Origin of the sequence: Streptomyces sp. NPDC015125 (assembly GCF_043080045.1) — a bacterium.
Classification (GTDB): Bacteria; Actinomycetota; Actinomycetes; order Streptomycetales; family Streptomycetaceae; genus Streptomyces.
This window is the reverse complement of record NZ_JBIBVF010000002.1, coordinates 77,540-100,101: the sequence shown is the minus strand read 5'-3', so window position 1 is coordinate 100,101 and position 22,562 is coordinate 77,540. Positions and strand designations below refer to the sequence as shown.

At 71.8% G+C, this 22,562-nt stretch carries 19 protein-coding genes; 5 read left to right on the top strand and 14 right to left on the bottom strand.

The window, feature by feature from the left end:
* Positions 1-46: 46 nt before the first annotated feature.
* The 5 genes from ACF088_RS05445 to ACF088_RS05425 form a co-directional block, all read right to left on the bottom strand.
* Positions 47-1,168 carry an NADH:flavin oxidoreductase gene (locus tag ACF088_RS05445; RefSeq protein WP_392374089.1) on the bottom strand — a complete coding sequence of 374 codons (1,122 nt, stop codon included), beginning with the start codon at positions 1,166-1,168 and terminating at the stop codon, positions 47-49.
* Positions 1,169-1,324: 156 nt separating this feature from the next.
* Positions 1,325-2,011 (bottom strand): DUF5825 family protein, encoded by a 687-nt coding sequence (locus ACF088_RS05440; protein WP_392374088.1) that lies wholly within the window; start codon positions 2,009-2,011, stop codon positions 1,325-1,327.
* 28 nt (positions 2,012-2,039) lie between these two features.
* Complete coding sequence (locus tag ACF088_RS05435; RefSeq protein ID WP_392374087.1) at positions 2,040-3,968, bottom strand: RiPP maturation radical SAM C-methyltransferase; 1,929 nt, start codon at positions 3,966-3,968, stop codon at positions 2,040-2,042.
* A 267-nt stretch (positions 3,969-4,235) separates the two neighbouring features.
* Entirely contained in the window at positions 4,236-6,086 is a 1,851-nt protein-coding gene (locus ACF088_RS05430) for a S9 family peptidase (protein ID WP_392374086.1), read from the bottom strand.
* The gene (locus tag ACF088_RS05425) at positions 6,083-7,354 is read right to left on the bottom strand and encodes an MFS transporter (protein ID WP_392374085.1); all 1,272 of its coding nucleotides are present in this window, start codon (positions 7,352-7,354) and stop codon (positions 6,083-6,085) included. The genes ACF088_RS05430 and ACF088_RS05425 overlap by 4 nt, the downstream gene beginning before the upstream one ends.
* A gap of 584 nt (positions 7,355-7,938) precedes the next feature.
* Here ACF088_RS05425 and ACF088_RS05420 point away from each other — a divergent pair.
* On the top strand, positions 7,939-8,658 hold the full coding sequence (locus ACF088_RS05420; RefSeq protein ID WP_392374948.1) for a DinB family protein: 720 nt from the start codon (positions 7,939-7,941) through the stop codon (positions 8,656-8,658).
* A gap of 139 nt (positions 8,659-8,797) precedes the next feature.
* On the opposite strand, the gene ACF088_RS05415 is transcribed toward ACF088_RS05420, so the two are convergent.
* The 4 genes from ACF088_RS05415 to ACF088_RS05400 are packed head-to-tail and all read right to left on the bottom strand — an operon-like array spanning position 8,798 to position 12,454.
* Positions 8,798-9,994, bottom strand: a complete 1,197-nt coding sequence (locus ACF088_RS05415) for an ABC transporter permease (protein WP_392374084.1) — start codon at positions 9,992-9,994, stop codon at positions 8,798-8,800.
* Complete coding sequence (locus ACF088_RS05410; RefSeq protein ID WP_392374083.1) at positions 9,991-10,737, bottom strand: ABC transporter ATP-binding protein; 747 nt, start codon at positions 10,735-10,737, stop codon at positions 9,991-9,993. Before ACF088_RS05410 ends, ACF088_RS05415 begins: the two co-directional genes overlap by 4 nt.
* Positions 10,734-11,840: a peptidoglycan-binding protein gene (locus tag ACF088_RS05405; RefSeq protein WP_392374082.1), complete on the bottom strand. Its 1,107-nt coding sequence runs from the start codon at positions 11,838-11,840 to the stop codon at positions 10,734-10,736. Before ACF088_RS05405 ends, ACF088_RS05410 begins: the two co-directional genes overlap by 4 nt.
* Positions 11,837-12,454, bottom strand: a complete 618-nt coding sequence (locus ACF088_RS05400; RefSeq protein ID WP_392374081.1) for a hypothetical protein — start codon at positions 12,452-12,454, stop codon at positions 11,837-11,839. Before ACF088_RS05400 ends, ACF088_RS05405 begins: the two co-directional genes overlap by 4 nt.
* A 134-nt stretch (positions 12,455-12,588) precedes the next feature.
* Between ACF088_RS05400 and ACF088_RS05395 the strand changes: the two genes are divergently transcribed.
* The 3 genes from ACF088_RS05395 (at position 12,589) to ACF088_RS05385 (ending at position 15,322) form a co-directional block, all read left to right on the top strand.
* A complete protein-coding gene (locus ACF088_RS05395; RefSeq protein ID WP_392374080.1) occupies positions 12,589-13,275 on the top strand; it encodes a winged helix-turn-helix domain-containing protein in 687 nt (228 codons plus the stop codon).
* Between the two features lie 101 nt (positions 13,276-13,376).
* The gene (locus ACF088_RS05390) at positions 13,377-14,822 is read left to right on the top strand and encodes an ATP-binding protein (RefSeq protein WP_392374079.1); all 1,446 of its coding nucleotides are present in this window, start codon (positions 13,377-13,379) and stop codon (positions 14,820-14,822) included.
* The gene (locus ACF088_RS05385) at positions 14,819-15,322 is read left to right on the top strand and encodes a hypothetical protein (RefSeq protein WP_392374078.1); all 504 of its coding nucleotides are present in this window, start codon (positions 14,819-14,821) and stop codon (positions 15,320-15,322) included. Before ACF088_RS05390 ends, ACF088_RS05385 begins: the two co-directional genes overlap by 4 nt.
* 48 nt (positions 15,323-15,370) lie before the next feature.
* On the opposite strand, the gene ACF088_RS05380 is transcribed toward ACF088_RS05385, so the two are convergent.
* The 4 genes from ACF088_RS05380 to ACF088_RS05365 all read right to left on the bottom strand — a co-directional run bounded on the left by ACF088_RS05380 (position 15,371) and on the right by ACF088_RS05365 (position 20,016).
* Complete coding sequence (locus ACF088_RS05380) at positions 15,371-17,599, bottom strand: molybdopterin cofactor-binding domain-containing protein (RefSeq protein WP_392374077.1); 2,229 nt, start codon at positions 17,597-17,599, stop codon at positions 15,371-15,373.
* A gap of 9 nt (positions 17,600-17,608) precedes the next feature.
* Complete coding sequence (locus ACF088_RS05375; RefSeq protein ID WP_392374076.1) at positions 17,609-18,592, bottom strand: FAD binding domain-containing protein; 984 nt, start codon at positions 18,590-18,592, stop codon at positions 17,609-17,611.
* Positions 18,589-19,158, bottom strand: a complete 570-nt coding sequence (locus ACF088_RS05370; RefSeq protein ID WP_392374075.1) for a 2Fe-2S iron-sulfur cluster-binding protein — start codon at positions 19,156-19,158, stop codon at positions 18,589-18,591. Before ACF088_RS05370 ends, ACF088_RS05375 begins: the two co-directional genes overlap by 4 nt.
* Before the next feature lie 372 nt (positions 19,159-19,530).
* The gene (locus ACF088_RS05365; RefSeq protein WP_392374074.1) at positions 19,531-20,016 is read right to left on the bottom strand and encodes a DUF1877 family protein; all 486 of its coding nucleotides are present in this window, start codon (positions 20,014-20,016) and stop codon (positions 19,531-19,533) included.
* Between the two features lie 543 nt (positions 20,017-20,559).
* Here ACF088_RS05365 and ACF088_RS05360 point away from each other — a divergent pair.
* Positions 20,560-21,174, top strand: a complete 615-nt coding sequence (locus ACF088_RS05360; RefSeq protein ID WP_392374073.1) for a TetR/AcrR family transcriptional regulator — start codon at positions 20,560-20,562, stop codon at positions 21,172-21,174.
* A 132-nt stretch (positions 21,175-21,306) separates the two neighbouring features.
* On the opposite strand, the gene ACF088_RS05355 is transcribed toward ACF088_RS05360, so the two are convergent.
* The gene (locus ACF088_RS05355) at positions 21,307-22,548 is read right to left on the bottom strand and encodes a DUF6214 family protein (protein WP_392374072.1); all 1,242 of its coding nucleotides are present in this window, start codon (positions 22,546-22,548) and stop codon (positions 21,307-21,309) included.
* Between the last annotated feature and the right edge of the window lie 14 nt (positions 22,549-22,562).

Here is a 22,562-nt window from a genome sequence, read left to right as displayed (position 1 = left end):
GCCGGGGCCGGGGCCGGTTGGATCACCGGCCCCACACCCTGCTGCGTCAGCTCAGCGTCTGCAGCATCGAGGCCTGGAACGGCTGGAGTTCGCCGGTGCGGCCTTCAAAGACCTTGGCGGCCCACTCCGGGTCACCGAGCAGGGCCCGTCCGACGGCGATGAGGTCGAACTCGTCACGCTCCATCCGGTCCAGCAGACGGTCGATGCCGGCGACGCCTGCCTGCTCGCCGCTGAACGATCCGATGAACTCGTTGTCGAGACCCACGGAGCCGACGCTGACCGTCGGCCTGCCGGAGAGCTTCTTGACCCACCCGGCGAGGTTGAGGTCCGAGTCCTCGTACTCCGGCAGCCAGTAGCGGCGCGTCGAGCAGTGGAAGGCGCTGACCCCCGCGTCGCTCAGCGGCCCCACGACCGCCTGGAGCTCTTCCGGTGTCCCGGCCAGACGCGCCTGGTAGTTGCCCATCTTCCACTGGGACATCCGGAAGAGGACCGGGAAGTCCGGTGACACCGCTTCCCGGCAGGCGGCGACGATCTCGGCGGCGAAGCGCGTACGGGCAGAGAGGCTGCCGCCGTACGCGTCGGTGCGCCGGTTGGTGGCCGACCACAGGAACTGGTCGATCAGGTAGCCGTGGGCACCGTGCAGCTCGACCCCGTCGAAACCGAGGCGTTCGGCCGTTGCGGCCGCGTCGGCGAACGCCGCGATGACGTCGTCGAGGTCCTGCCGGGTCATGGCGTGACCGGACGGAGTGCCGTCGAGGGCGATGCCGGACGGGCCGGAGGGCGGGGCGTCCGGGAACGGCGGCGCGCCTGCCGCGCGGGCCATGCCGACATGCCACAGCTGCGGCATGATCGTCCCGCCCGCCGCATGCACCGCCTGCACGACGCGCCCCCAGCCGGCGAGTGCGTCCTCGCCGTGGAATCGCGGCACGGCGCCGCTGGTCCCGGCGGCCGCGTGATCGACGTAGGTGCCCTCGGTGATGATCAGGCCGGTCCCGCCGGCGGCCCGGCGCGCGTAGTAGTCCGCGACATCGGCACCCGGGACACCGCCCGGCGAGAACTCGCGGGTCATCGGCGCCATGGCTATCCGGTTCGGCACCGTGAGGCCGCCCAGGGTGAAGGGGCGGGAGAGCACCTGGGCCGCCCGGGCGGCGGAATCGCTGGAATGCATGTGGGCTCCTGGGACGAGAGTGCGGTCAGCGGAACGCCGCTGGTGGACGCTCCGCTGTGCGCAACACGCGATAGCGGAGCCGTCATCCGCTTTCGGCTGTCGTCTGCGCCACACTTCTCGCCCGGTCCGGTCGGAGGACGGGCCGCGCAGGAGCGCTCAGATGGCCATCGCCTCCTGGATCCACCGGTTCACCCGGTACGGCAGCCACCACAGCAGCGGCCCGGTGCGGGAGACCAGTCGTTCTTCGAGGAAGTCGGCGGCGATCGCCTCGGGGACGTCCGACAGCGGTGCACCGTAGGACAGTTGGCCGATCGCCTTCCGGTACGCGGGCTCGTCGGTGGTGAAGCGGCGCAGGTGGCCCCATCGGCGGTCGCGGATCTGGACGAAGCCGGGGCCCTGGCGCCACAGGCACTTGCAGAGGTAGTGCTCGCCCTGCCAGCGGGAGAGCGCGGCCGCCTCGTCGGCCGGGCCGCTGAGGGTCCGGGGCGGCTGGAGGTGGCTGAGCTCGCACCAGCCGTCGGCGGGCCCGGCCGGCAGGCGCAGCTGCCACTGGACCAGCACGGCGTGTGCCGTCAGATCACGGATCAGGCACAGCTGCCGGACCACGTGCGCGGCGGCGTCAGGGTCGCCGTCCGGGTCGCCGACGGTGCTCAGGTCGACCTCCTCGGCGATCCGCACCCGCCGTACCCCCAGCTCCCACAGCCGGGCGGCGTGCTTCTCCGGTGGTCCGGCCAGGTCGAGTTCGCCCAGGCTCATGCCCGGCAGGGTGCAGGCGTCCTCGTCGTAGTCCCGCCATGCGGCGAGCGTCAGCGCCCGGGGGGCGGGGGTGGTGGTACAGGTCATGGGTGTCTCCTCGTGGGCCGGGCGGCGCTCAGGCGTGGACGACGGCTCGGGGTGCGCCCGGCGTCTCCTGGCGGGCGGGCGCGGCGTGGCGGTGACGCATGAAGTCGAGCCGCAGCAGGTCCTCGTTGACGGCCGCCGGCGCCAGGTGGACGTACTGCCCGCCGTCGGTGAAGACCAGCCCGAGCGTCACCCAGCGCTGGAGGAGGGTGTGCACGGCGGCCGCGTCGAGCCGTTGCCCGGGCAGCCGTGCGGCGAGCTTGCGGGTCAGCGCGGCGGGGGCGTGCGGCTGGTCGAGCAGCTTGAAGGCCACGATCTCCGTGGGCTCGGTGAGCTCCATGGTTCCCCAGTCGAAGGCGCGTCTGCGGCTGACCAGCACGATGCGGTCACCGAGGTCGGTGTGGGTGAGCCTGCTGTCCGTGTGGTGTTTGCGCCAGGCGCCGAGGGCGTCGTTGAGGGAGGTGATGGTGGGTTCCCCGATGCCGCGTTCGGGTGCCTCGAAGACATAGGCCAGGTCGTAGAGTTCGGACTCGGGCAGGTCGTAGGTGAAGCGGTAGTGCTCCTCGGGCCGCAGGCCGGTGAAGCCGAGTTCGGGCCGGTTGAAGTAGGGGCTGAAGCGTTCGATGGCGATGCGGGCGGAGAGGTCGACCGGTGGGTCGAGGTGCTCCAGGGCGGGCAGTTGGGCGATGACCGGCTCGTAGTCGGCGGCACTCTCGCCGGGGAACCCGTGGAGGTAGTTCCAGGAGACGGAGAGTCCGGTCTCGGCTCCGTCGCGGAGCATACGGACGTTCTGGCAGCCGCTCACGCCCTTGTCCATCAGGTCGAGCACCCGGCTGTTGAGGCTCTCGATGCCCGGCTGGACGTAGATCATCCCGGCGTCGGCGAGGGTGCGCAGCTGGGCCCGGCGCATATTCGCCTTGATCTCGATGTGCAGGCGCAGGTCGTAGCCGCTGTCGATGATGCGGGGCAGGACGGTGTTGAGGTAGCCCATGTCGAGGATGTTGTCGACGACGTACATGTCCAGCACACGGTGGCGGCGTGCCAGGTCCATGATCTCTTCGTAGAAGGTCTCCGGGCTCTTGCTGCGGAACTGCATGAAGGAGCCGTTGAGGCCGCAGAAGGTGCAGTGGTGTTTCTCCCCCCACCAGCAGCCGCGGGCCCCTTCGACGACGAGTTTGGGTTCCACCCAGTTGCGGGCCACGGAGGACGCCAGGCGTTCGAAGTAGCCGGTGTAGTCGGGCGGCAGGATGGTGGCGGGAGGCAGCGGGCTGGTGCTCATCGGGTTGGCGGTGCTGGTGCCGTCGGGGCTTCGGTGGCACAGCCCGGGGACGGCGGACAGGTCACCGCCCTCGTCGAGGGCGGTGAGCAGTTGGGGGAAGACGGCTTCTCCCTCGCCGCGGACCACGAAGTCCAGGAAGGGGAAGTTGCGGTGGCCGGCCGCGCCCTGTTCGGCGTCGCAGTTGGCGCCGCCCATGACGGTTTTGATGTGCGGGGCGAGGCGTTTGACGTACTTGGCGGCGGCGAGCGCGGCGGTGTTCTGCTGGAAGGTGGAGGTGAAGCCGACGACCTCGGGGCCGGCCGCGACGATCCGCTCGGCGGTCTCCTGGACGAACTCCGGTACCACCCGGTGCAGTTCCTGGGACATCCGCAGCCGCTCCTCCCGGAGCTTGCCGCGCATCGAGGCGCGGAACTCCGGCACCCGCCACTCGGGATCGTCGTAGAGGGCGGAGGAGAAGACCCAGTCGCCGCATCCCATGAAGTAGGAGGAGAGCGCATAGAACTGGTAGTCGTCCGCGGTGAACCCGGTACGCCGGGTGATCCAGTCGGTGAACTCCAGGTTGGCGTGCAGGACATCGGCATGACCGGAGGTGCGCTCGTCGACGCTGCGTCGGAGGATTCCGAGTGCGAGGGACGGGAGGTCGATCGGTGACCAGGGCATATTGACCAGCAGGACGCGCATGTCGGCTCCTCGTAGGCGGCGGGGTGGGAGGGGAGGCGGCCGGCGGTCGGCCGGTGACGTGCGGAGGTCCGGCCGGCCCGGTGGTGCACCGGGCCGGCCGGGGAGGGTCAGTCCTCCTCGGTGTCCTCGGCGTTGCGGAACGGGACGGTCACCGTGATGCCGATGCCCGGCTTGCGGTTCTCCTCGTCACCCGCGAGCGGGTCGTTGTGGATGATGTCCTTCTGCATGGCTGTGTCTCCTGTTCTGCCGGTCTTGCGGGAATGGTTCTCACCTTCCCGGGGGCGCCGGACGGGCCGGTGCTCCCGGAGACCCCGTCCGCTGGGGGACGGGGGGTTCGGTGGGCCGCGGGGTGCGGCGCAGGTGCCGGCCGAGGAAGCCCATGGCGTGCTGCAGCGCGGCCACATGGTGCGTGCCGGTGTAGCCGTCGTGGCCGGTGTCCAGCCACCGGGACTCGTGGGCGACACCCGCCTGGTGCAGAGCGGCCAGGTAGCTCCGGACCTGGCCGGGCGGGCATTTGGCGTCGCGGGTGGCGGCGATCACCAGCAGCGGGGCGCGGACCTCGGCCGCGTAGTGGACGGGCGAGCTGCGCCGGTAGCGTCCCGGCACGGCGTCGGGGGTGCCGCCGAACAGCCGCTCGTCCAGGGCACGCAGCGCGGAGGTGCCGGTGCGGTGGGCCTCGGCGCAGTCGGCGACCGGTTTGACGGCGACGCCCGCCTGCCAGAGGTCCGGCCGGGTACCGAGCGCGAGCAGGGTCAGGTAACCGCCCCAGGAGGTGCCCCACAGGCCGATCGCGTCCTCGCGGGCCAGGCCACGGCGGAGCAGGTCGGCCCGGACCGCGACGAGGTCGGCGACCTGGGTGAGCCCCACCCCCTCGCCGTACGCGGCGCGCCAGGTAGGCCCGTAGCCGGTGGAGCCGCGGTAGTTGACCCGCGCGACCGCGAACCCGGAGGCGATCAGCGAGTGCACCTGCGGGTCGTAGGCGTCGCGGTCGTGGTCGGCGGGTCCGCCGTGCACCAGGAACACCAGCGGGGGCCGCAGGCCGCGGGTCGCTTCCGGTTCGCCGAGCAGGGTGTGCACGGGCCCGTCCGGGCCGGGGGTCCACAGGTCACGGTGCCGGCCGGGTGCGGGGGCCGGCAGGGCGGGGAGTGCCGGCAGCCGGGTGCCGGCGGTGGAGTCCATCCGCGGCGGGGTGGCCGTATCGGTCCAGAGGTAGTGCACGTCATCGCCCGGGTGCGGGACGGCGTCGAGCAGGGTGCCGGGCGGTGAGGGAACCGGGGTCAAGGTGCGCCGGTCGAGGTCGGCCGTGGTGAGGGCGGAGCGGCCGTGGCGGTCGTGGCGGATGAGGACCCGTCGTCCTTCGGGGTACCAGCGTGCGGTGATCTCGGTGTCGAAGCGGCACCAGTGCTGCGGCCGCAGTCCGGCGCCGGGCCGCCAACTGGCCAGGTGGTAGCCGTCGTTGTCCTCCTGGACCAGCAGGAGTTCGGTGGTGGACGGGGCCGGCGCGAAGCCGAGCGCCCACAGCCGTCCGCCCCGTCCGGAGAGCTGGTCGAGGACCGCCCCGGAACAGGTCACGAGGGTGACCGCACAGTCGGATCCGGCCGCCCCCGACAGCGCCAGCAGCCCGCCCGACGGCGAGATCCCGGTCAGCAGCGCAGGGCCGTCGACGGTGCGCACCGGCCGGGCCGGGCCGCCCGGTGTGCCGAGGTGGACGGTCATCCCGCGGCCGTCCCCGAGGCCGAGGGCCACGGTGCCGCCGTCGCTGACGGCGAGACCGCACGGGAGACCCGGGCGCAGGCCGGTCAGACCGGGGCGGTGCGGTCCGCCCTCGAAGTCCTGGAAGTACCAGAGCCCGAGGCCGCTGCGGTCCTCGGTGAACCACCACACCCGGGCGTCCGCGTCGAGCGCGCAGTGCACCGTGCCGTCCGGGCTGTCGGTGACCTGGCGTGCGGTGCCGGTGGCGGCGTGCCAGGTGAAGATCTCGCAGCGGCCGTCGGCGTCCGCTGCCAGGGCCATCCGCGCCGGGTCGCGCGGGCAGACCTCGGGGAGCGCCGGCCGGTAGACCCGGAAGCCGGTGCCGGGCGGCGGCGGTGCGGCGGTACCTGCCGCGGTCGCGGTCATACGGTCTCCTCCTTCGTGCCACGGGGGAAGTTCGGTGCCACGCAGGTCGTGTACAGCGCGAGCACGGCCGACAGCACCGCACAGCCCATGAAGGTGGCCCCGGCCCCGGCGCGACCCGCCGACAGCCCGGCGAGAGCCGGGGCCAGGGCCGCTGCCGCGCCCGACGCGGTGGCCAGGACGGTGCCGGTGCGGGCCTGCAGTCCGGGTGGGGTGATCTGGAGGATCCGGGCCTGCAGCGCCACGGTGGCCGGCGGCGTCAGGAAGCAGAGGAGTCCGAGGAGCAGCCCGAACTGCCAGGCGTCGCGGGCCACCGCCAGGGCCGCGGCGGGCGGCACCATCAGCCAGGACACCGGCACCAGCACCGTCGCCGCCGCGTGCCGACCGGCCAGTCGGGGTGCGGCCAGCGCACCGGCCAGGCCGGCCGCCCCGGAGAGGGCGAGGACCAGGCCCAGCGGAGCCGCGCCCCGGCCGTGGTCCTGGAGGACGAAGACCGTCGTGTAATACAGCGCGACGAGCAGGGCGTTGACGGCCGAGATCCAGACGAGCGCCAGCCGCAGGAAGGGCTCCCGGCGCAGCAGCGCCACCCCTGCCCCGGCTTCGGCGAGCAGGGCCCGCCAGGCCCGGCGCGGGGTGCCGCCCGGCGACCGCTGCTCCCGCCGCGGGGACAGCCCGGAGCGCATGGCGCGGATGCCACCCGCCGCGACGACGTACGACAGGGCGTCCACGAGGAACGGCAGCCAGGCTCCGGCGGCGAAGAGCAACCCGCCCAGGGCGGGCCCGACGACGAGGGCTCCCCGCTCCCCCGCCTGTAATCGGGACAGGACCCGCCGGTGCTCCTCCGGGGGACACACCAGAGCCACGGTGCCCAGCGACGCCGCCTCGTAGCAGGCGGTCGCACACCGCTCGACGAGGACGGCGGCAAGGAGAACGGCCAACGGGACGGGGCCCGCGGCGACCGCCACGGTGACACCGGTCATCGCCGCGGCGGACACCAGCGCGGCGCCCACCATCACCTGCTTACGGGCCCCGCGGTCGGCGGGCACGGCGGCGAGCGGGCCGAGGGCCAGCGTGGCGACCGCAAAGAGCCCGGCGAGGGCGCCGGCCTCGGCGGGGGAACGGCCGAGCCGCAAAAGCAGCAACGGCAGAACGAACCCGGACACCTGGCTGCCGAGTGCGTCGCAGGTGCCCGCCCACCAGAACAGCCGGACGTCGCGCCGGGCGTGCGGCAGGGGGACGGCGGACGCCGGCGCCGGAGCGGAGTGCGTCATCAGGGACGGTCCGCGGCCGGTCTCGCGGCGCCGCGGGCGGTGCGGCCGCGCCCCGTCCGCGCCGGGCCGTTCACCGGACGGCTTTCCGGACGGTTCGTCGGACGGTTCGTCGGACGGTTTGCCGGCGCACTCCGGAAGAAGGCCGGCGGTAAGCCGTGCGGTGAGTCGTCCGGTAAGCCGTGCGGTGAGTCGTCCGCGCGCGGGGTCGCTGCTCGCCGTTCCATGCGAAGCCACCTCACGTTCGTGGGCAGATCGTGAAGATTGCCACACCAATAGGTCAACTTGCGGAGGAAATGTGCCAGAAACGTGCTGGAGCTTAACCAGCCAGTGACGCACGCCACAAGGTGTCGGGCAGTGAGCCTTTCCCGGCCTCAGCCTGAGCGGGTCACGTGGAGGGTGCGGACGGTCCGAACGAGCGCGGTGACGCGGGTGGTGCCGCACGTCCGTGTGGCCGAGAAAATCGGTCGCTCCCCGTGAGCTGAGCCGTTAACTTCCGCCGGAGCGCAGTGAGATACGAGAAGCGGCGGCCGAGGAAACACGACATGAAGCCGAGGGAGCCGCGCAAGGGGACCGAGGAGCCAGGCATGGAGACCGAGGGCGCGCGCACCGACCGATTGGGCTTGCTGCTCGACCAGTTCGACCAGGCCACTGAGATGGCCCGGGTACGGCTGACGGGACTGGGTGACAAGGAGTACCTGTGGGAGCCGGTGGCCGGTTGCTGGTCGATCCGGCGCCGGGGCGAGGCGGCCACGCCCAGGGCGTACGGGCCGGGCGAGTGGGTGCTCGACAAGGGCGCCCCGGACATCCCGGCGAACGAGTACGCCGAGGTTGCCCGGCAGGCCGCCGGCGGTATGACCGTCGCCAAGATTGCCGAGGACTGGAGCGTGAGTGCCGAGCGGGTCGAGCAGATCCTCGCCCACACCGGTGCGCCGGAGCCCGACGAAACGCCGGTCACCACCATCGCGTGGCGGCTGGCGCACCTGCACTCCTGCATCGCGGGCCGATGGGAGTGGACCTTCGGTGAACGACGGCAGGAGCCGAAGCTGCTCGTCGACTTCACCCCCTCCGCCGCCTTGGCACTCGAACGGTTCTGGGCGCTGGTCGACCGCTGGCGCGACAGCATCGCCGCCGTCACCGACGAGCAGCTCGACACGGTCGGCTTCTCGCAGTATCCGTACGGCTCCGATCCCGACAACCCGTTCATCGCCGTGCTGGCGGGGGACAACCTCGAATTCATCCACCACATGGCCGAGATCGCGGTGCTCCGCGACCTGTGGCGGGCCCGTTTCACCACCTCCGGGTAGGCCCGGGAGACGGACGGGCGGTGCGGCCCTCCCCGGACATGCCGGCCGAGGCATCGGCCACATGGCGTCCGGGGAGGACCGGCGGCCCGCCGATCGTCCGGGGAGGACCGGCGGCTCCGCCGGGGGAACCCGCCGCCGGTCAGGTCGCGCTGAGCGCCACCGTCGGATGCAGCCGGGAGGCCCGTACCGCCGGGTAGAGGCCCGCGATGACGCCGATCACCAGGGTGGCGCCCAGGCCGCCGGCCAGCGACCAGGGCGGTACGACGGCGGTCCACCCCTGGGCGTGTGCGAAGACGGCCGTGGCGGCGGCGCCCAGCGCGGCGCCCGCCAGTCCGCCGAGTGCCGACAACAGCAGTGATTCGGTGAGGAATTGGAGCCGGATCGAGCCTCTCGTCGCGCCGAGGGCGCGGCGCAGCCCGATCTCCTGGCGGCGCTCCAGTACGGAGATCACCATGGTGTTGGCCACGCCCACCCCGCCGACGAGCAGCGCCACCGCGCCCAGGCCCAGCATCAGGCTGGTCATTCCCTCGTCGGTGGCGGCCTTGGCCGCGAGGGCGTCGGAGGGGCGGGAGACCTTCACCGAGGCCTCGTCGCCCGGGTTGACCGTACGGGCCAGAACCCCCTGGACCGCCTCCACCGAGGCGTCCGTGGAACGCTCGAAGAGCATGGTCGGGTGGCCGTCGAAGCCCAAGTAGCGCTCGGCGGAGGGGTAGCCGACCAGGGCGGTACGGTCCAGGGTCGGCACCAGCTCGATGGGCGCGAGGATGCCGGTGACGACGTACCAGCGGTCGTTCAGCAGGATCTTGGCGCCGGGCTCGGTCATTCCGAGGCGGCCGGCGGCCACCGAACCCAGGACGACGGTGGGCAGTCGTTCACTGGCGCGGTTCAGCCAGCTTCCCTGACCGGTACGGGCATTGAGTGCGTCGAGCAGGTCGGTGCGGGCGGCCTGGACCGTGATGCCCGCCGCCATCTCCTCCGGCACGGCATCGCTGCGCCGCACCCGGGCGTCGACCGCGCCGATGGCGGTGGCGTGCTGGACGGGGCCGATCCGCTCGACCATCGACACGGCGTTCTTGGGGAGTTTGGCGGTGCCGCCCATGGCGTTCCTGCCCGCCTCGGCGGTGAGCAGATTGGTGCCGAGCCGGTCCATCCGGTCCATGATGTCGGCGCGGCTGGAGGTGGACAGGCCGATGACCGCGACCATCGTGGCGATGCCGATCGCGATGCCGAGGGCGGACAGCACGACGCGGGTACGGCGGCTGCGCAGGCCCTCGGCGCCGACCCGCAGCACATCGGCCGGGGAGAGCCGGGCCGCCCGGAGTGCGGGGCCGCTCATCGGGTCACCTCCTCGGTGGGCTCGACGAGCGAGCCGGGTGCGGCTGGAGCGGGGGGAGCCGCGGGCGCAGTACCGGAGTCGTCGACGATCTCGCCGTCGCGGAAGCGGATACGGCGGGGCAGCGAGTCGGCGATGTCGTTGTCGTGGGTGATGACGCAGACGGTCGTCCCGGCCGCATGGAGCTCACGGATGAGGTTCATGACCAGCTCACCGGACGCGGTGTCCAGCGCGCCGGTCGGCTCGTCGGCAAGCAGCAGATCGGGGTTGCCGACCAGTGCGCGGGCGATCGCCACACGCTGCTTCTCGCCGCCCGACAGCTGGTGGGCGAGGTGGCCGATGCGGTGTCCGAGCCCCACTTCTTCCAGGGCCGTACGGGCGCGGGCGCGGCGCTCCCGCAGGCCCGTTCCGCCGTACAGCAGGCCGTCCGCGACATTGTCCTGGGCGCTGCGGCCGGGCGCGAGATGGAAGTGCTGGAAGACGAAGCCGATATGCCGGGAGCGCAGCGCGGAGAGCTGGGCGTCGGACAGCCGGCTCACGTCGTACCCGGCCACCCTGACCTCGCCCGAGGTGGCCCGGTCGAGGGTGCCGAGCAGGTTGAGCAGGGTGGATTTACCGGAGCCCGACGGGCCGACGATGGCGGTCAGTTCGCCGCGCGCCACCCGGAGGTCCACGCCCCGCAGGGCGTGCACCCCGCCCGGGTAGGACTTGGTGGCCGCCCGCAGTTCGATCACGGCTGGGGTCATTGCTCGGCCGCTCCGACCTTCATGCCTTCGGCCAGGCCGGAACCGCTGACCTCGATCCGGCCGTCGGCCGTCAGACCGGTCTCGACCGCCACCATGCGGGTCTTGGTCCCCTGGACCAGCTCCAGCCCGTAGCCGCCCTCGCGCAGTGCGACGACCGCCTCGACCGGAACCGTCAGCACGTCCTTGCGGCTCTCGCTGACGAACTTCACGCTGAGGGTGCCCTGCCGGTCCTTCTCCTTGAGCTCGGCGCCCTCGTCGAGGCTGATCTCGACCTCGATGCCGCCGTCCGCGGACGACTCACCGGAGGCGTCGGCCGCACCGTCCCCGCCGGACCCGGAGTCCTCGGGTGCCGTCACGCCGCTGACCTCGCCGCGCCGGGTGCCGCCGCTGGGCAGGGCGATCTCCGCCTTGGAGCCCTTGGCCCCCAGGGCCCGGTCGGCCTGGTCGAGCGAGACCCGTACGACCGGCTTGGTGGAGGCGACCGTCAGGACCGTCTTGTCCGGGCCGATCCCGTCGGCGAGGGGGGCGTCGGCGGCCACCACCCGCACGGGGCCGCGCTGGAAGACGACATCCCCCTTGCCGATCTCCCCCGTGGGATCGGTCACGTCGAGGGACTTCTGCCACGCCTTGACGGCGGCCTTGGTCGCCGCGTCATAGCGGACATCCACATACAGCCCCGAGCCGAAGCCCAGATCGCGCAGGCTGCGCTCCAGCTGGAGGACGTCCGGGCCGCGGTCGCCGACCTTCATCGCGCGGAACATCGGTGTCGAGCCGTAGAGGAGGACCACCGGCCGGGCGTCCCGCTCGTACAGGCGCTGCCCGAGCGAGACGGTCTTCCCCGGCTCGGCGGCCTTGGTGATCGTGCCCTCCACGGGGGACTTCACCGCCCGGCGCTGCGCGTAGTCGAGCCGTCCGTCGACGGTCTTGCTCTGGACGAGGTCGGTCCGGGTGATCTCGGTCGTGGTGGGCGGCGCCTTCGCGTGCCGTTCGGCGTCCGAGGTGTCCTCGTTGGTGAGGACCATGACACCGGAGATGCCCGCGGCCGCGGCCACCGCGGCCGCCAGCGCGACGAATCCCCGACGGCGCTTTTGTGCGGTGCTCACTGCATGCCGTCCAGTCCGTCGAGGAGCTTGTCCTTGCATGCCTGCCGGGCCTGCTTGTACGCGGGCGAGTCCGAGGAGATCCCGGGAGAGGTGGGGTTGGCGTCACCGCCGGGGATGACGTTGCCGTCCTGGAGCGTCGGGTTGGTGAATTTCGGAACGCCGTTGGCGCGCATGCACTTGGCGTGCGCGAGCATCGACTCGTATTCCTTCTGGGTGTCGCGGCGCGGCTCCAGCTTCGCGGCGTTGTTCATCTCGCCCGTGCAGACGCCGTCCTTGCCGCCCTTGGAGAGCGCTTCGTTGCCCGGCTTCCCGGCAAGATCGTCGATCTTCGTCCAGTCGAGATAGCCGCTCAGCTTGGGATCCGGGAAGTCCTTCTCGACGTTCTTGCGCATGCACTGGACGTACTTCATCTGTGCGTCGTAGAACGCGCTCTTGCCCTGGGAGGCGCCGCCGCCGTCCTTGGACTGGCCGGTGGCGGGCGCGTCACCGACGGAGGCAACCCCTTCGTCGGACGACTCGGCGCCACCGCAGGCGGTGGTGAGCGCGAGGGCCGGTACGGCGATCAGCAGCGCGAGGCGCGCGGCACGGGAGCGGGAACGTGTCGTCTGTGTCATGCGGCTCAATGTCGGGGCCATAGTTGGTGGCCGCTCCATGGCCGCATGATGAGAACGTAACAATGTCACGGCACCGCGGTTTCGCCCTGTGGATAACCCCTGAGCTGCACAAACCCTCGCCCATAATCGGCGGCATGCCGCACGTGCTGTTGATCGAGGACGACACCTCCGTACGCGATGGAATGGAGCTGGTGCTGCGCCGGCACGGCCATGAGGTCAAGGCCGTCGCCACCGGCGAGGCGGGCCTGGAGCTGCTGTCGCGCCCGCGCAGCAGCGGCATCGAGATCGCGGTGGTCGATCTGATGCTGCCCGGTATCGACGGCTTCGAGGTCTGCCGCCGCATCCGCGGCCGGGGACAACTGCCGATCATCATGCTCACCTCCCGCGGCGACGATCTGGACGTGGTCAGCGGGCTGGAGGCGGGTGCCGATGACTATGTGGTCAAGCCGATCACCGGCCGGGTGCTGGAGGCCCGTATCCGGGCGGCGCTGCGCCGGGCCGGTCCGGTCACCCGTACGGACAGCAACGACTTCGCCGGGCTCGTCATCGACCGGGCCGGCCTGACCGTCACCAAGCGCGGCACCCGCGTCCCCCTCCCGCCCACCGAGCTGCGGCTGCTGCTGCAATTGTCGGCCGCCCCCGGCCGCGTCTTCAGCCGGGAGCAGCTGCTCGAACTCGTCTGGGAGCACGACTTCCTGGGCGACTCCCGGCTGGTGGACGCGGCGGTCGGGCGGCTGCGCGCCAAGCTGGAGGACCTCCCCGCCAAGCCGCGCTACATCCAGACGGTGCGCGGCTTCGGCTATCGCTTCGGGCCGCTGTGAGCGCGATGAGGAAGGCGACGAGGACAGCGACCACGACAGCAACCAGGAGCACCGCGAAGTCCGCTCCGAAGACGGCCCTGAGGACCGCGGCGCGGACCCGTTTGCGGCTCCCGCGCCTCGACGGGCTGCGCGGCCGGCTGATCATCACCGTGGTCGTGGTCGCCCTGATCAGCGCGGTCACCGCCACCGCGCTGGCGTACCGCGAATCACGCGACGCGGTCCTCAAGCGGGCACAGAACGCCGCCGTCGACGACTTCCGCAACCGCGTCGAGCGGCTGGCGGCGGAGCTCGACGTCCCCACCGACCCGCGCTCCATGGCCCGGTTCGCCACCGATGTCTCGTCCGGCGTACGCGGTTCGCTGGTAGTGGCCCAGTACCGCGACTTCACCGCCTCCTCCGACCCGTCCGCGGACCGCACCCGGATCACCCCCGAGCTGCGCGCGGCCGTGCGCACCCACACCCGTGTCTCGCTCCAGCGGGTGGAGCACGGGGGCAAGCCGTGGCTGGTGCTCGGCGCCCCGGTCGGCCTGGATTCCCCGGTCCCTCACGGCAGCTCCGGACAGCCGTCCGGGGTCGAGATATTCGCGGTCGTCTCCCTGGCGGAGGAGGAACGCGACACCGCCGATCTGGTGCGCAGCGTGCAGGGCGGCCTGGTGCCCGTGGTGCTCCTGGCTGCCCTGTTGGCGCTGCTCGCGGCCCGTACGGTGCTGCGCCCGGTACGCAGGCTGGCGCGGGCCACCCGCCGGCTGGCCACCGGCGAGCTGAGCATCCGGGTCGAGGAGAGGGGGCACGACGAACTGGCCGAACTCGCCCACACCTTCAACGAAACGGCCGGCGCGCTGGAGCACACCGTCGACGAGCTGCGCGAACAGGAGGCCCTGGCCCGCCGTTTCGTCGCCGATGTCTCCCATGAGCTGCGCACCCCGCTCGCCGCCATGACCATGGTCTCCAGCGTCCTGGAGGAGGACGCCGACCAACTCACCCCCGACACCGCACACGCGGCCCGTACGGTCAGCGCCGAGACCGCCAAGCTGGCCCGGCTCGTCGACGACCTCATCGAGATATCCCGCTTCGACGCCCGCGCCGTGGCGCTCACGGTGCACACGGTGGACGTGGCCGAGGCGGTGCGCGCCTCGCTCGCGGCCCGCGGCTGGGCCGACCGGGTCGAGGCCGATCTGCCACCGGGCATACGCGCCCGGCTCGACCGCCGCCGCCTCGATGTCATCGTCGCCAACCTCGTCGGCAACGCCCTCCGGCACGGCGCGCCGCCGGTGGCCGTCACGGTACGGGCCACGGACGACCTGCTCACCGTCTCGGTGGCCGACCACGGCCCGGGGCTGGCCCCCGAGGCCGCCCGCCATGTCTTCGACCGCTTCTACAAGGCCGACAGCGCCCGCACCCGCTCCGAGGGCAGCGGCCTGGGCATGGCCATCGCCCTGGAGAACGCCCGTCTGCACGACGGCACCATCGAGCTCGCGCCCTCGGCTCCGGGCACCGGCGCGGTCTTCACCCTCCGCATCCCCCTCCGTACGGAATCCGCCTCATGACGCGCCCCCGAACCTCCCGCACCGCCCTCACCTGCTGCGTACTCGCCCTTGTCGCCACGGGCTGCGGCATACGTCCCACCGGCGTCACGGACGGCGGCACCGCGCCCTCCGGGATCTCGCAGGGCATGCGGATCTACTTCGCGTCGGACAGCGGCCTGCGCGGGGTGCCCCGCCCCGATGTGAGGGTCGAACAACTCGCTGATGCCATCAAGCTGTTGATCTCGGGCCCGACTGCGCAGGAACGGGCCGACGGGCTGGCCAACCTCGCCACCACGGACACGGGGATCAGCGCCACCTCCCACCACGGGAACGTCACCATCAACGCCCCGGGCCATGCCGCCAGCTCCCCTCAGGACCAGAGCACCGGCCAGCTGGTCTGCACCCTCGCCCGTGCCGAGGTCCTCGTTCACGGCACCCGCCCGGACAAGGTCCAGGTGACCATCGTCGGCCGGGACGGGCCCGCCGGGCCCTACCAGTGCCAGCAGTTCCTCTCGCGCTGAACCCCGGACCGGGATCTGCCCGGTGGGCCGGCGCGGCCCGTCACAGGTTCAACAATCGATGGGTGGCAGCCCCGGCAGCACCTTCTCGATCGTGATGGGGAAGTCGCGCACGCGCGTCCCGGTGGCGTTGAACACCGCGTTCGCGACCGCCGCACCGGACCCGCAGATGCCCAGCTCACCTATGCCTTTTGCGCCCAGGACGTTGGCCTTGTCGTCGTACCCGTCGAGGATGACGACGTCGACATCGGGGATGTCGGCATGGACCGGAACCAGGTATTGCGCAAGATCCCGGTTGACGAAGGCGCCGGAGCGCAGATCGACCACGGCTTCTTCCTCCAAGGCCGCGCCGGCCCCCCAGACCATGCCGCCGATCAGCTGCGAGCGGGCCGTCTTCGGGTTGAGCACGCGCCCCACCGAGAACACGCCCAGCATCCGCCGCAGACGGATCTCGGCGGTGTCCGCGTCGACCCCCACTTCGACGAAATGGCCGCCGTAGGTGTGGATCGAGTAGGCCGAGTAGTTCGGGTCATCCCCCATGAAGAGGGTCGAGCCCTCCGCCTCCGCCCCGTCGGGATGGTGGCGGGCAACGATCTCGCCCATCGCCTGGGACGCGCCGCCGATGCGCACGGTGCCCTCGGAGAACACGGCACCTGCCGGGTCCAGGCCGTGCAGTGCAGAGCGCTCATCGCCGCGCGCCGCGACCAGCAGCTTCTCCCGCAGGGCCGCGCACGCCCGGTGCACCGCGGTGCACGAACTGGCGGCGCCCCACGAACCACCGGACCCCCAGCTGGAGGGCAGCCCGGAACGCCCGAGCTCGATCCGCACCCGGTCGGGCGGCAGCCCGAGCCCCTCGGCCGCGACCTGGGTCAGGATGGTGTAGGTGCCCGTGCCGATATCGGTCATGTCCGACTGGACGACGGCGGTACCGTCCGCCTCCAGTCGCACCCGCGCCGCCGTCGGTCCTTGGAAATGCCCGCGGATGGCGGCCGACATGCCGTAGCCGACCAGCCACCTTCCCTCGCGCACACTCGCCGGGGTGGCGGGCCGGCGCTCCCAGCCGAACCGGCGCGCGCCTTCGCGCAGGCAGTCGACCAGGTGCCGGTCGCTGTAGGGCACATCTCGCTCGGGATCGACGGTGGGCTCGTTGCGGATCCGCAGCTCGACCGGGTCCATCCCGAGCGCATCGGCCAGCTCGTCCATCGCCGACTCCACCGCCAGCAGGCCCGGCGCCTCGCCCGGCGCGCGGACGTCCGACCCGCGCGGCAGGTCGAGCGGGGTGAGCCGGTGACTGGTCAGCCGGTGGGGCGCGGCGTAAAGACTGCGGGTCGTGGCGGCGGTCTGCTCGGCGAACTCCAGGTCGGGGTTGGTGTGCATGGTGACGTCATGGGCGAGCGCAGCCAGCCGTCCGTCGTGCCCCGCGCCCAGCCGCACCCGCTGGCTCGATGTGGGGCGCAGGCCGACGAGCTGGAAGACCTGCTGCCGGGTCAGCGCGACCTTGACCGGTTGACGCAGCTCGCGCGCGGCGAGCGCAGCCAGGATCGTCTCGGCGTGGATGCCCAGCTTGGAACCGAATCCCCCGCCGACGAAGGGGCTGACGATATGAATCCGCGCCGGGTCCATCCGAAGCGTGCCGGCGACCGAGGTCTGCGCCGCATCGACGATCTGGCAGCTGACGTAGACGACCAGGTCCTCGCCACGCGGTTCCACCAGGCACGCGTGCGGTTCCATCGGCATCGAGAACTCGTACGGCGTGGTGTAGCACTGATCGACTCGCACCGCAGCGGCATCGAATCCGGCATCGAAATCGCCCACCGAAGTGTCGGTGGGGAGCCCGGCATTGACCACTTTCGGAATGTATGTCTCATCGTCGTCGGCAACGAAGCCGAATCGTCCCCGCCCGACCGCGTACTCCACATCGACGAGATCGGCCGCCGCTCGGGCCTGCTCGAAGGTCTCGGCGACAACGAGCGCCACCGGCTCGCCGTAATAGTGAATATCCGGGCCGGTCAGCACCGGTTGGGCACGCCAGTACTCGAACGCAATGGACTCGTCACGCGGCCCTTGCACCGGGGCATTGTCATGAGTCATCACCATGCGTACGCCGCTTGCGCATGCGGCGTCCTCGGTGTCGATCCGGGTGATGCGGCCCTTGCCGATCGTCGCGCCAATGATGACACCGTAGAGCGGTTGGCCGGCCTCCCAGTGCTCATAGGCGTAGGGGGCCCGGCCGGAGACCTTCAGCGGGCCGTCAACACGGTTCAGACCTTGCCCGATCATCTCGCCTCCTCAGCTCGACCGGGCCGCTTGTGCCAGCGTGCGGCACAGCGTGCGCCGAGCCAGTTCGATCTTGAAGTCGTTGTCCCCCTGCCCCACGGCGTCGCGCATCGCGGCCTCGGCGGCGGCGCGATAGGTGGCCATCGTGGCGGGCCGGCCGGCCAACGCGGCCTCCGCCTCCAGGGACCGCCACGGCTTGTGCGCCACACCGCCGAGCGCCACCCGCGCCTCACTGATCGTTCCCTGCTCGGTCGAGACGACAGCCGCCACGGAGACCAGCGCGAACTCGTAGGACGCCCGGTCGCGCACCTTGCGGTAGATCTGCCGTCCCGGCAGGGGTGGGGGAAGGATCACGCCCGTGATCATCTCGCCGGGCCGCAGCACGGTCTCGATGTGCGGCGTATCGCCCGGCAGCCGGTAGAAGTCCGTGATGGCGACGCGGCGTACCGACCCGTCGGCGTCGAGCAGCTCGATCTCCGCCTCCAGCGCGGTCATCGCGACGGCCATGTCCGAGGGGTGGGTGGCGATGCAGGAGTCGCTGGCGCCGAGGACCGCGTGTATCCGGTTGAAACCGCCGATGGCCGAGCAGCCGGATCCGGGGTTCCGCTTGTTGCAGCCCGCAGCCGTGTCGTAGAAGTAGGGACAGCGCGTGCGCTGCAACAGGTTTCCGCCGGTGGACGCCTTGTTGCGCAACTGGCCCGAGGCACCGGACACCAGCGCCTGCGACAGCACCGGATACCGGGTACGCACCCGGGTATCGGCGGCCACGTCGGAATTCACCGCCTGGGCGCCGATGCGCAGTCCGCCGTCCGGCAGTTCCTCGATGTCCCGCAACGGAAGCCGGCTGATGTCGACCAGATGGCTGGGGTGCTCGATGTCCAGCTTCATCAGGTCGAGCAGATTGGTGCCGCCGCTGATGAACTTCGCGCCGGTTCGGGACACCGCGGCGACGGCGGCCTGTGCGTCCGTCGGCCGCTCGTAGGTGAAGGACCTCATGCCGGGCCTCCCTCCGCCATGCCGCGGATGGCCGCGACGATGTTCGGATAGGCGGCGCACCGGCAGATGTTGCCACTCATCCGCTCACGGATCTCCTCATCGCTCAAGGCGATCCGCGACGAGGCCACCTCGGCGGTGGCGTGGCTGGGCCAACCCGCCTCCACCTCGGCGAGCATGCCGACAGCGGAACAGATCTGGCCGGGAGTGCAGTAGCCGCACTGGAAACCGTCACACTCGACGAAGGCGTGTTGCATGGGGTGCAGGTCACCGGGATCGCCCAGGCCTTCGATCGTCACCACCTCGTCGTCCTCGTGCATGACGGCGAGCGTCAGACAGGAGTTGACGCGCCGGCCGTTGATCAGCACGGTGCAGGCGCCGCACTGCCCGTGGTCACACCCCTTCTTGGTTCCGCTCAGGCGCAGATGTTCGCGCAGCGCGTCGAGCAGCGAGGTACGCGGATCCACCTCCAGCCGCCGCACCTGATCGTTGACGCTCAACGTGATCGCCGACAGGGGGGCCGTCTCGCCCTGGCTGCGCCCCGTGGCGCCTCTCTCTGCCTCGCTCATCACAGCCCGCCCTCCTCGACTGGGTGCGGTGTCACGCTGGATCACGCTGGAAATGCATCACCACTTGTCGGGCGCGCTCCCCTGAGCACCAGGGTCTCGCAGAAGCGTGACCGTCGCACCGCGAGGGTTCTTCGGTGCCGCTCCGGAGCGCGCAGCGCTGCCTGCACATCGAGGCGGCCGAGGACGACCGGCCGCCCGCGCGCCCCGGGAGCACTTGGAGTCAGCACTCCTCACCCGGTGTCCGCGCTCCTCCCCCGGCACCCGGACACCGGCCGGGCACCACTTGGGGCACGCACCGGACACCGCTCGGCCTTGCCACCGCAGCCCCCGGCGCCCCCGGCGCCGCAGCCGGCCTGCCCCGTCGGACGCACCCTAGAAGCTGAAGCTCATGAACGCCCCGTACCCGCCCTCGGCCGCCGCGGCGAGGAAGGCGACCAGTTCGCCGTAGGAGCGCTCAAGCCAGTCCAGCTCGCCCTCGGCATCGAGCTTCCACGTGTTGGGGTACACCCCCTCCATCGTCATCCGCTCCGGGGCGTAGTGGGCCGCCAACCGCTCCCACGGGGTCGCCCGCAGCTGCCGTGCCACGCTCTCGATCTGCTCCGCAGACCACCCGAACAGGGTGCCGTCCTCCAGGATCGGGAACCCGTCCATCAGGAACTCGAGCTCGATGTCCGTCTCGTCGATCAGGAACTGGAGGCCGGCCCACGCCTTGTCCGGGCCACCGTAGGGACGATCCGGCATCGGGAAGTCATCGCTGGCATACAGCTCGTAGACGTATGCCACGGCCCAACCCGGATCCTTCTCCGCCCTGTCCAGCTCCTCCGTTGTCGCGCTGATGAACCCAATGCTCACGCCCATGAAAGAAATCCCCCTTGGTGTACCGCTTGACCGGCCCATGGCTTGACCGGCCCGCAGCTTGAACGGCCCTGGCTCGAACAGCGACGGCGAGCTTTCCACACGGCTCTGACAACCGGGCTGCGCCCGAGGCGAGCGACGGTGAGGCGAGGGCGCTGAGGCGAACAGCAAGCAGCGAGCAGCGAGCGACGGTGGGCTGGCGCGAACGGCGGTGGGGCTAGCGGCGCTGACGTGAGCAGCGCTGAGGTGTGTCGGCGGGGCCACAAGCCGACCTGACGCACCGTCAGCAACGCTGCCAAAGGGCGGCAAGAGTACGATCAGAGGCGACCGGAGATGACCGAACCTGCCTCCCGATGCGAGCCGGGGGAAGCCTCTTGACCCGGGAAGAGCCAGGTCGCGAGACCGCCCCCGGCCTCATCGTCACCCGATTCGGGCGATCCCCCGCGTCGCCCGAATCAGGCAGCTCGACCGGGTTCCGTCCACAGACGAAACCCTGCATTGTACGGAGTACATTGGCCCTGAGCCAGTCAACGCAGGAGTTACAGGATGTCCCCCCGCAGCGCATCGGTCAATGAAGAATTGCGGCGGCGGTCCCGCGAGCGGCTGCTGCAGGCGACGGTCGAGCTGGTGGGAGAGCGCGGCTTCGAGGCCACGACGCTCGGGGACATCGCCCGTCGGGCGGGGGCGGCGCGCGGGCTGGTGTCGTACTACTTCCCCGGCAAGCGTCAGCTGCTCCAGTCCGCCGTGCACCGCCTGATGCATCTCACGCTGCAGGCGGCACTGGAGCGCGCGCCACGACCGAGCGGGCCGGAGGCGGGGCGGGAGCTGCTGGCGCGGGCGATCGACGCGATCCTGGGGCTCGCGCATGATCGTCCGTTGCTGATGCGGACGCATATGGCGGGAATCCTGATGACCGACGGATTCATCCAGTGCTCTGAGCAGCAACGACTGGCCCAGTTGCTGCGCGAGACGGTCGTGGCGTACGGCTCCTCGGACCCCGATGCCGACTATCCACTGTTGCGGGCGCTGCTGATGGGTGCGGTGGTGGCGATGCTGCTGCCGGGAGCCTCGATGCCGCGCGTGCGGCTGCGTGCCGAGCTGTTCCAACGGTACGGGCTGGACTGGGAGTTGGGCGAACCACACGCCGCCGGCGACCAGTGAACCCGTGGAGAGCGGGCCTTCTCCGCCACCCAGCAGCGGAGCACCGAGATCGGCGGTTGCAGCGAATGCAGCGGATGCGGCGGATGCGGCGGATGCAGGTGGACGCGGGGCAGGCTCCCAGGTCTTCGCCGGTCAGCGCTTGTTGTGACGTGGCGCCAGCAGCCCATCGTCACGGGCGCCGGCAATCAGACGCAGCGATCTTCGACGGTTGCGGCCGGTGGCGAGCATGACGGCCAGCACCGGATCGTTCCCCTCCCGCTGAGCCTGGCGGTACGCGTCCGCGGCGACCCGGCGGCGCTCACCGGCCCGCGACCGGGCAAGGACGGCGGAACGGGCACGCTCGGACGGCGGAGCCGCGGCGGACGGCCCGGATGGCGTCGACGGTTCGGACGACGCAGACGGTTCGGACGCCGACGACTCCGGCGACGTCGACGACTCCGACGGTGCCGATGACTCCGACGGTGCCGGCGGTGCGGATGACGCGGAGACCGGGACGGTCGTCGACGAAACGGCTGGGGCGGACAGGGCGGACGTCACGGACGGGGCGGGCGCAACAGGCAAGACGGAAGGGGCGGAGGGCAGTCCGGCGGAGGGCTCGTCGGACGGTCCGGCCGATGCCGATCGCTCGGCGGCCTGCTCGGCGAGGCGGCCGGCACCGGCGCCCGCCTCCGCCCCGTGAAGTACGCCGCCTCCCCGGACGGTGCCCGTTGCGCCCCTCGACCCCTCCCCCGGCGCGGCCTCCCCCTGCGTCGCAGGTGCCACACGCCCTCCTGTCGCCGCCCCAGCCCCGGCGCCCGTCGGCTCCGACTCCGGCCACGAATCCGACTCCGACTCCGGCAAGCTTCCCGGCACCGGACCGGCAGCCGGCCGCGCCGGCGAGGTCGGCCCGTTCGCCACCTCCGGCAGCGGACCGGCCTCCGGCTCGGTTGCCGCACCCCGCAACAGCGCCGCGTGCGACCCGGTCTGTGGCCCCGCCTGCGGCCCGCAGACCGGCTCCACCGAGGTGGTCACCGGGCCGGACTGCCGGGGTGCGGGCCGGGTGCGGTGCGGCCGACCGGTGGCGGCCCGGAAGGCGTCGTCCAGCGGACCTTCGATCCAGCGGGCCAGGTCGGTCAGGCCGGCAAGTGTCAGCGGCGGGTCGGCCCGTACGTCCTCGACGGTGATGTGGTCGTCGGAGACCGTCACGAGGACATCGACCCGGGCGCCGTCGGCGAACGTCAGCCGGGCGCTGCACCAGGGGCCCAGCGGATCGAGCCGGGGCAGCGGACTCCCGGGACCGTGGGCCCCGGAGGGATCGTCGGGGGCGGCGGGGTCGGGGACGAGAGCGGGCGCGGCCGAGCCGTGCGCCCGCAGCTCCCACGTGGGCCACTCCAATGGCGCGCCCTGGG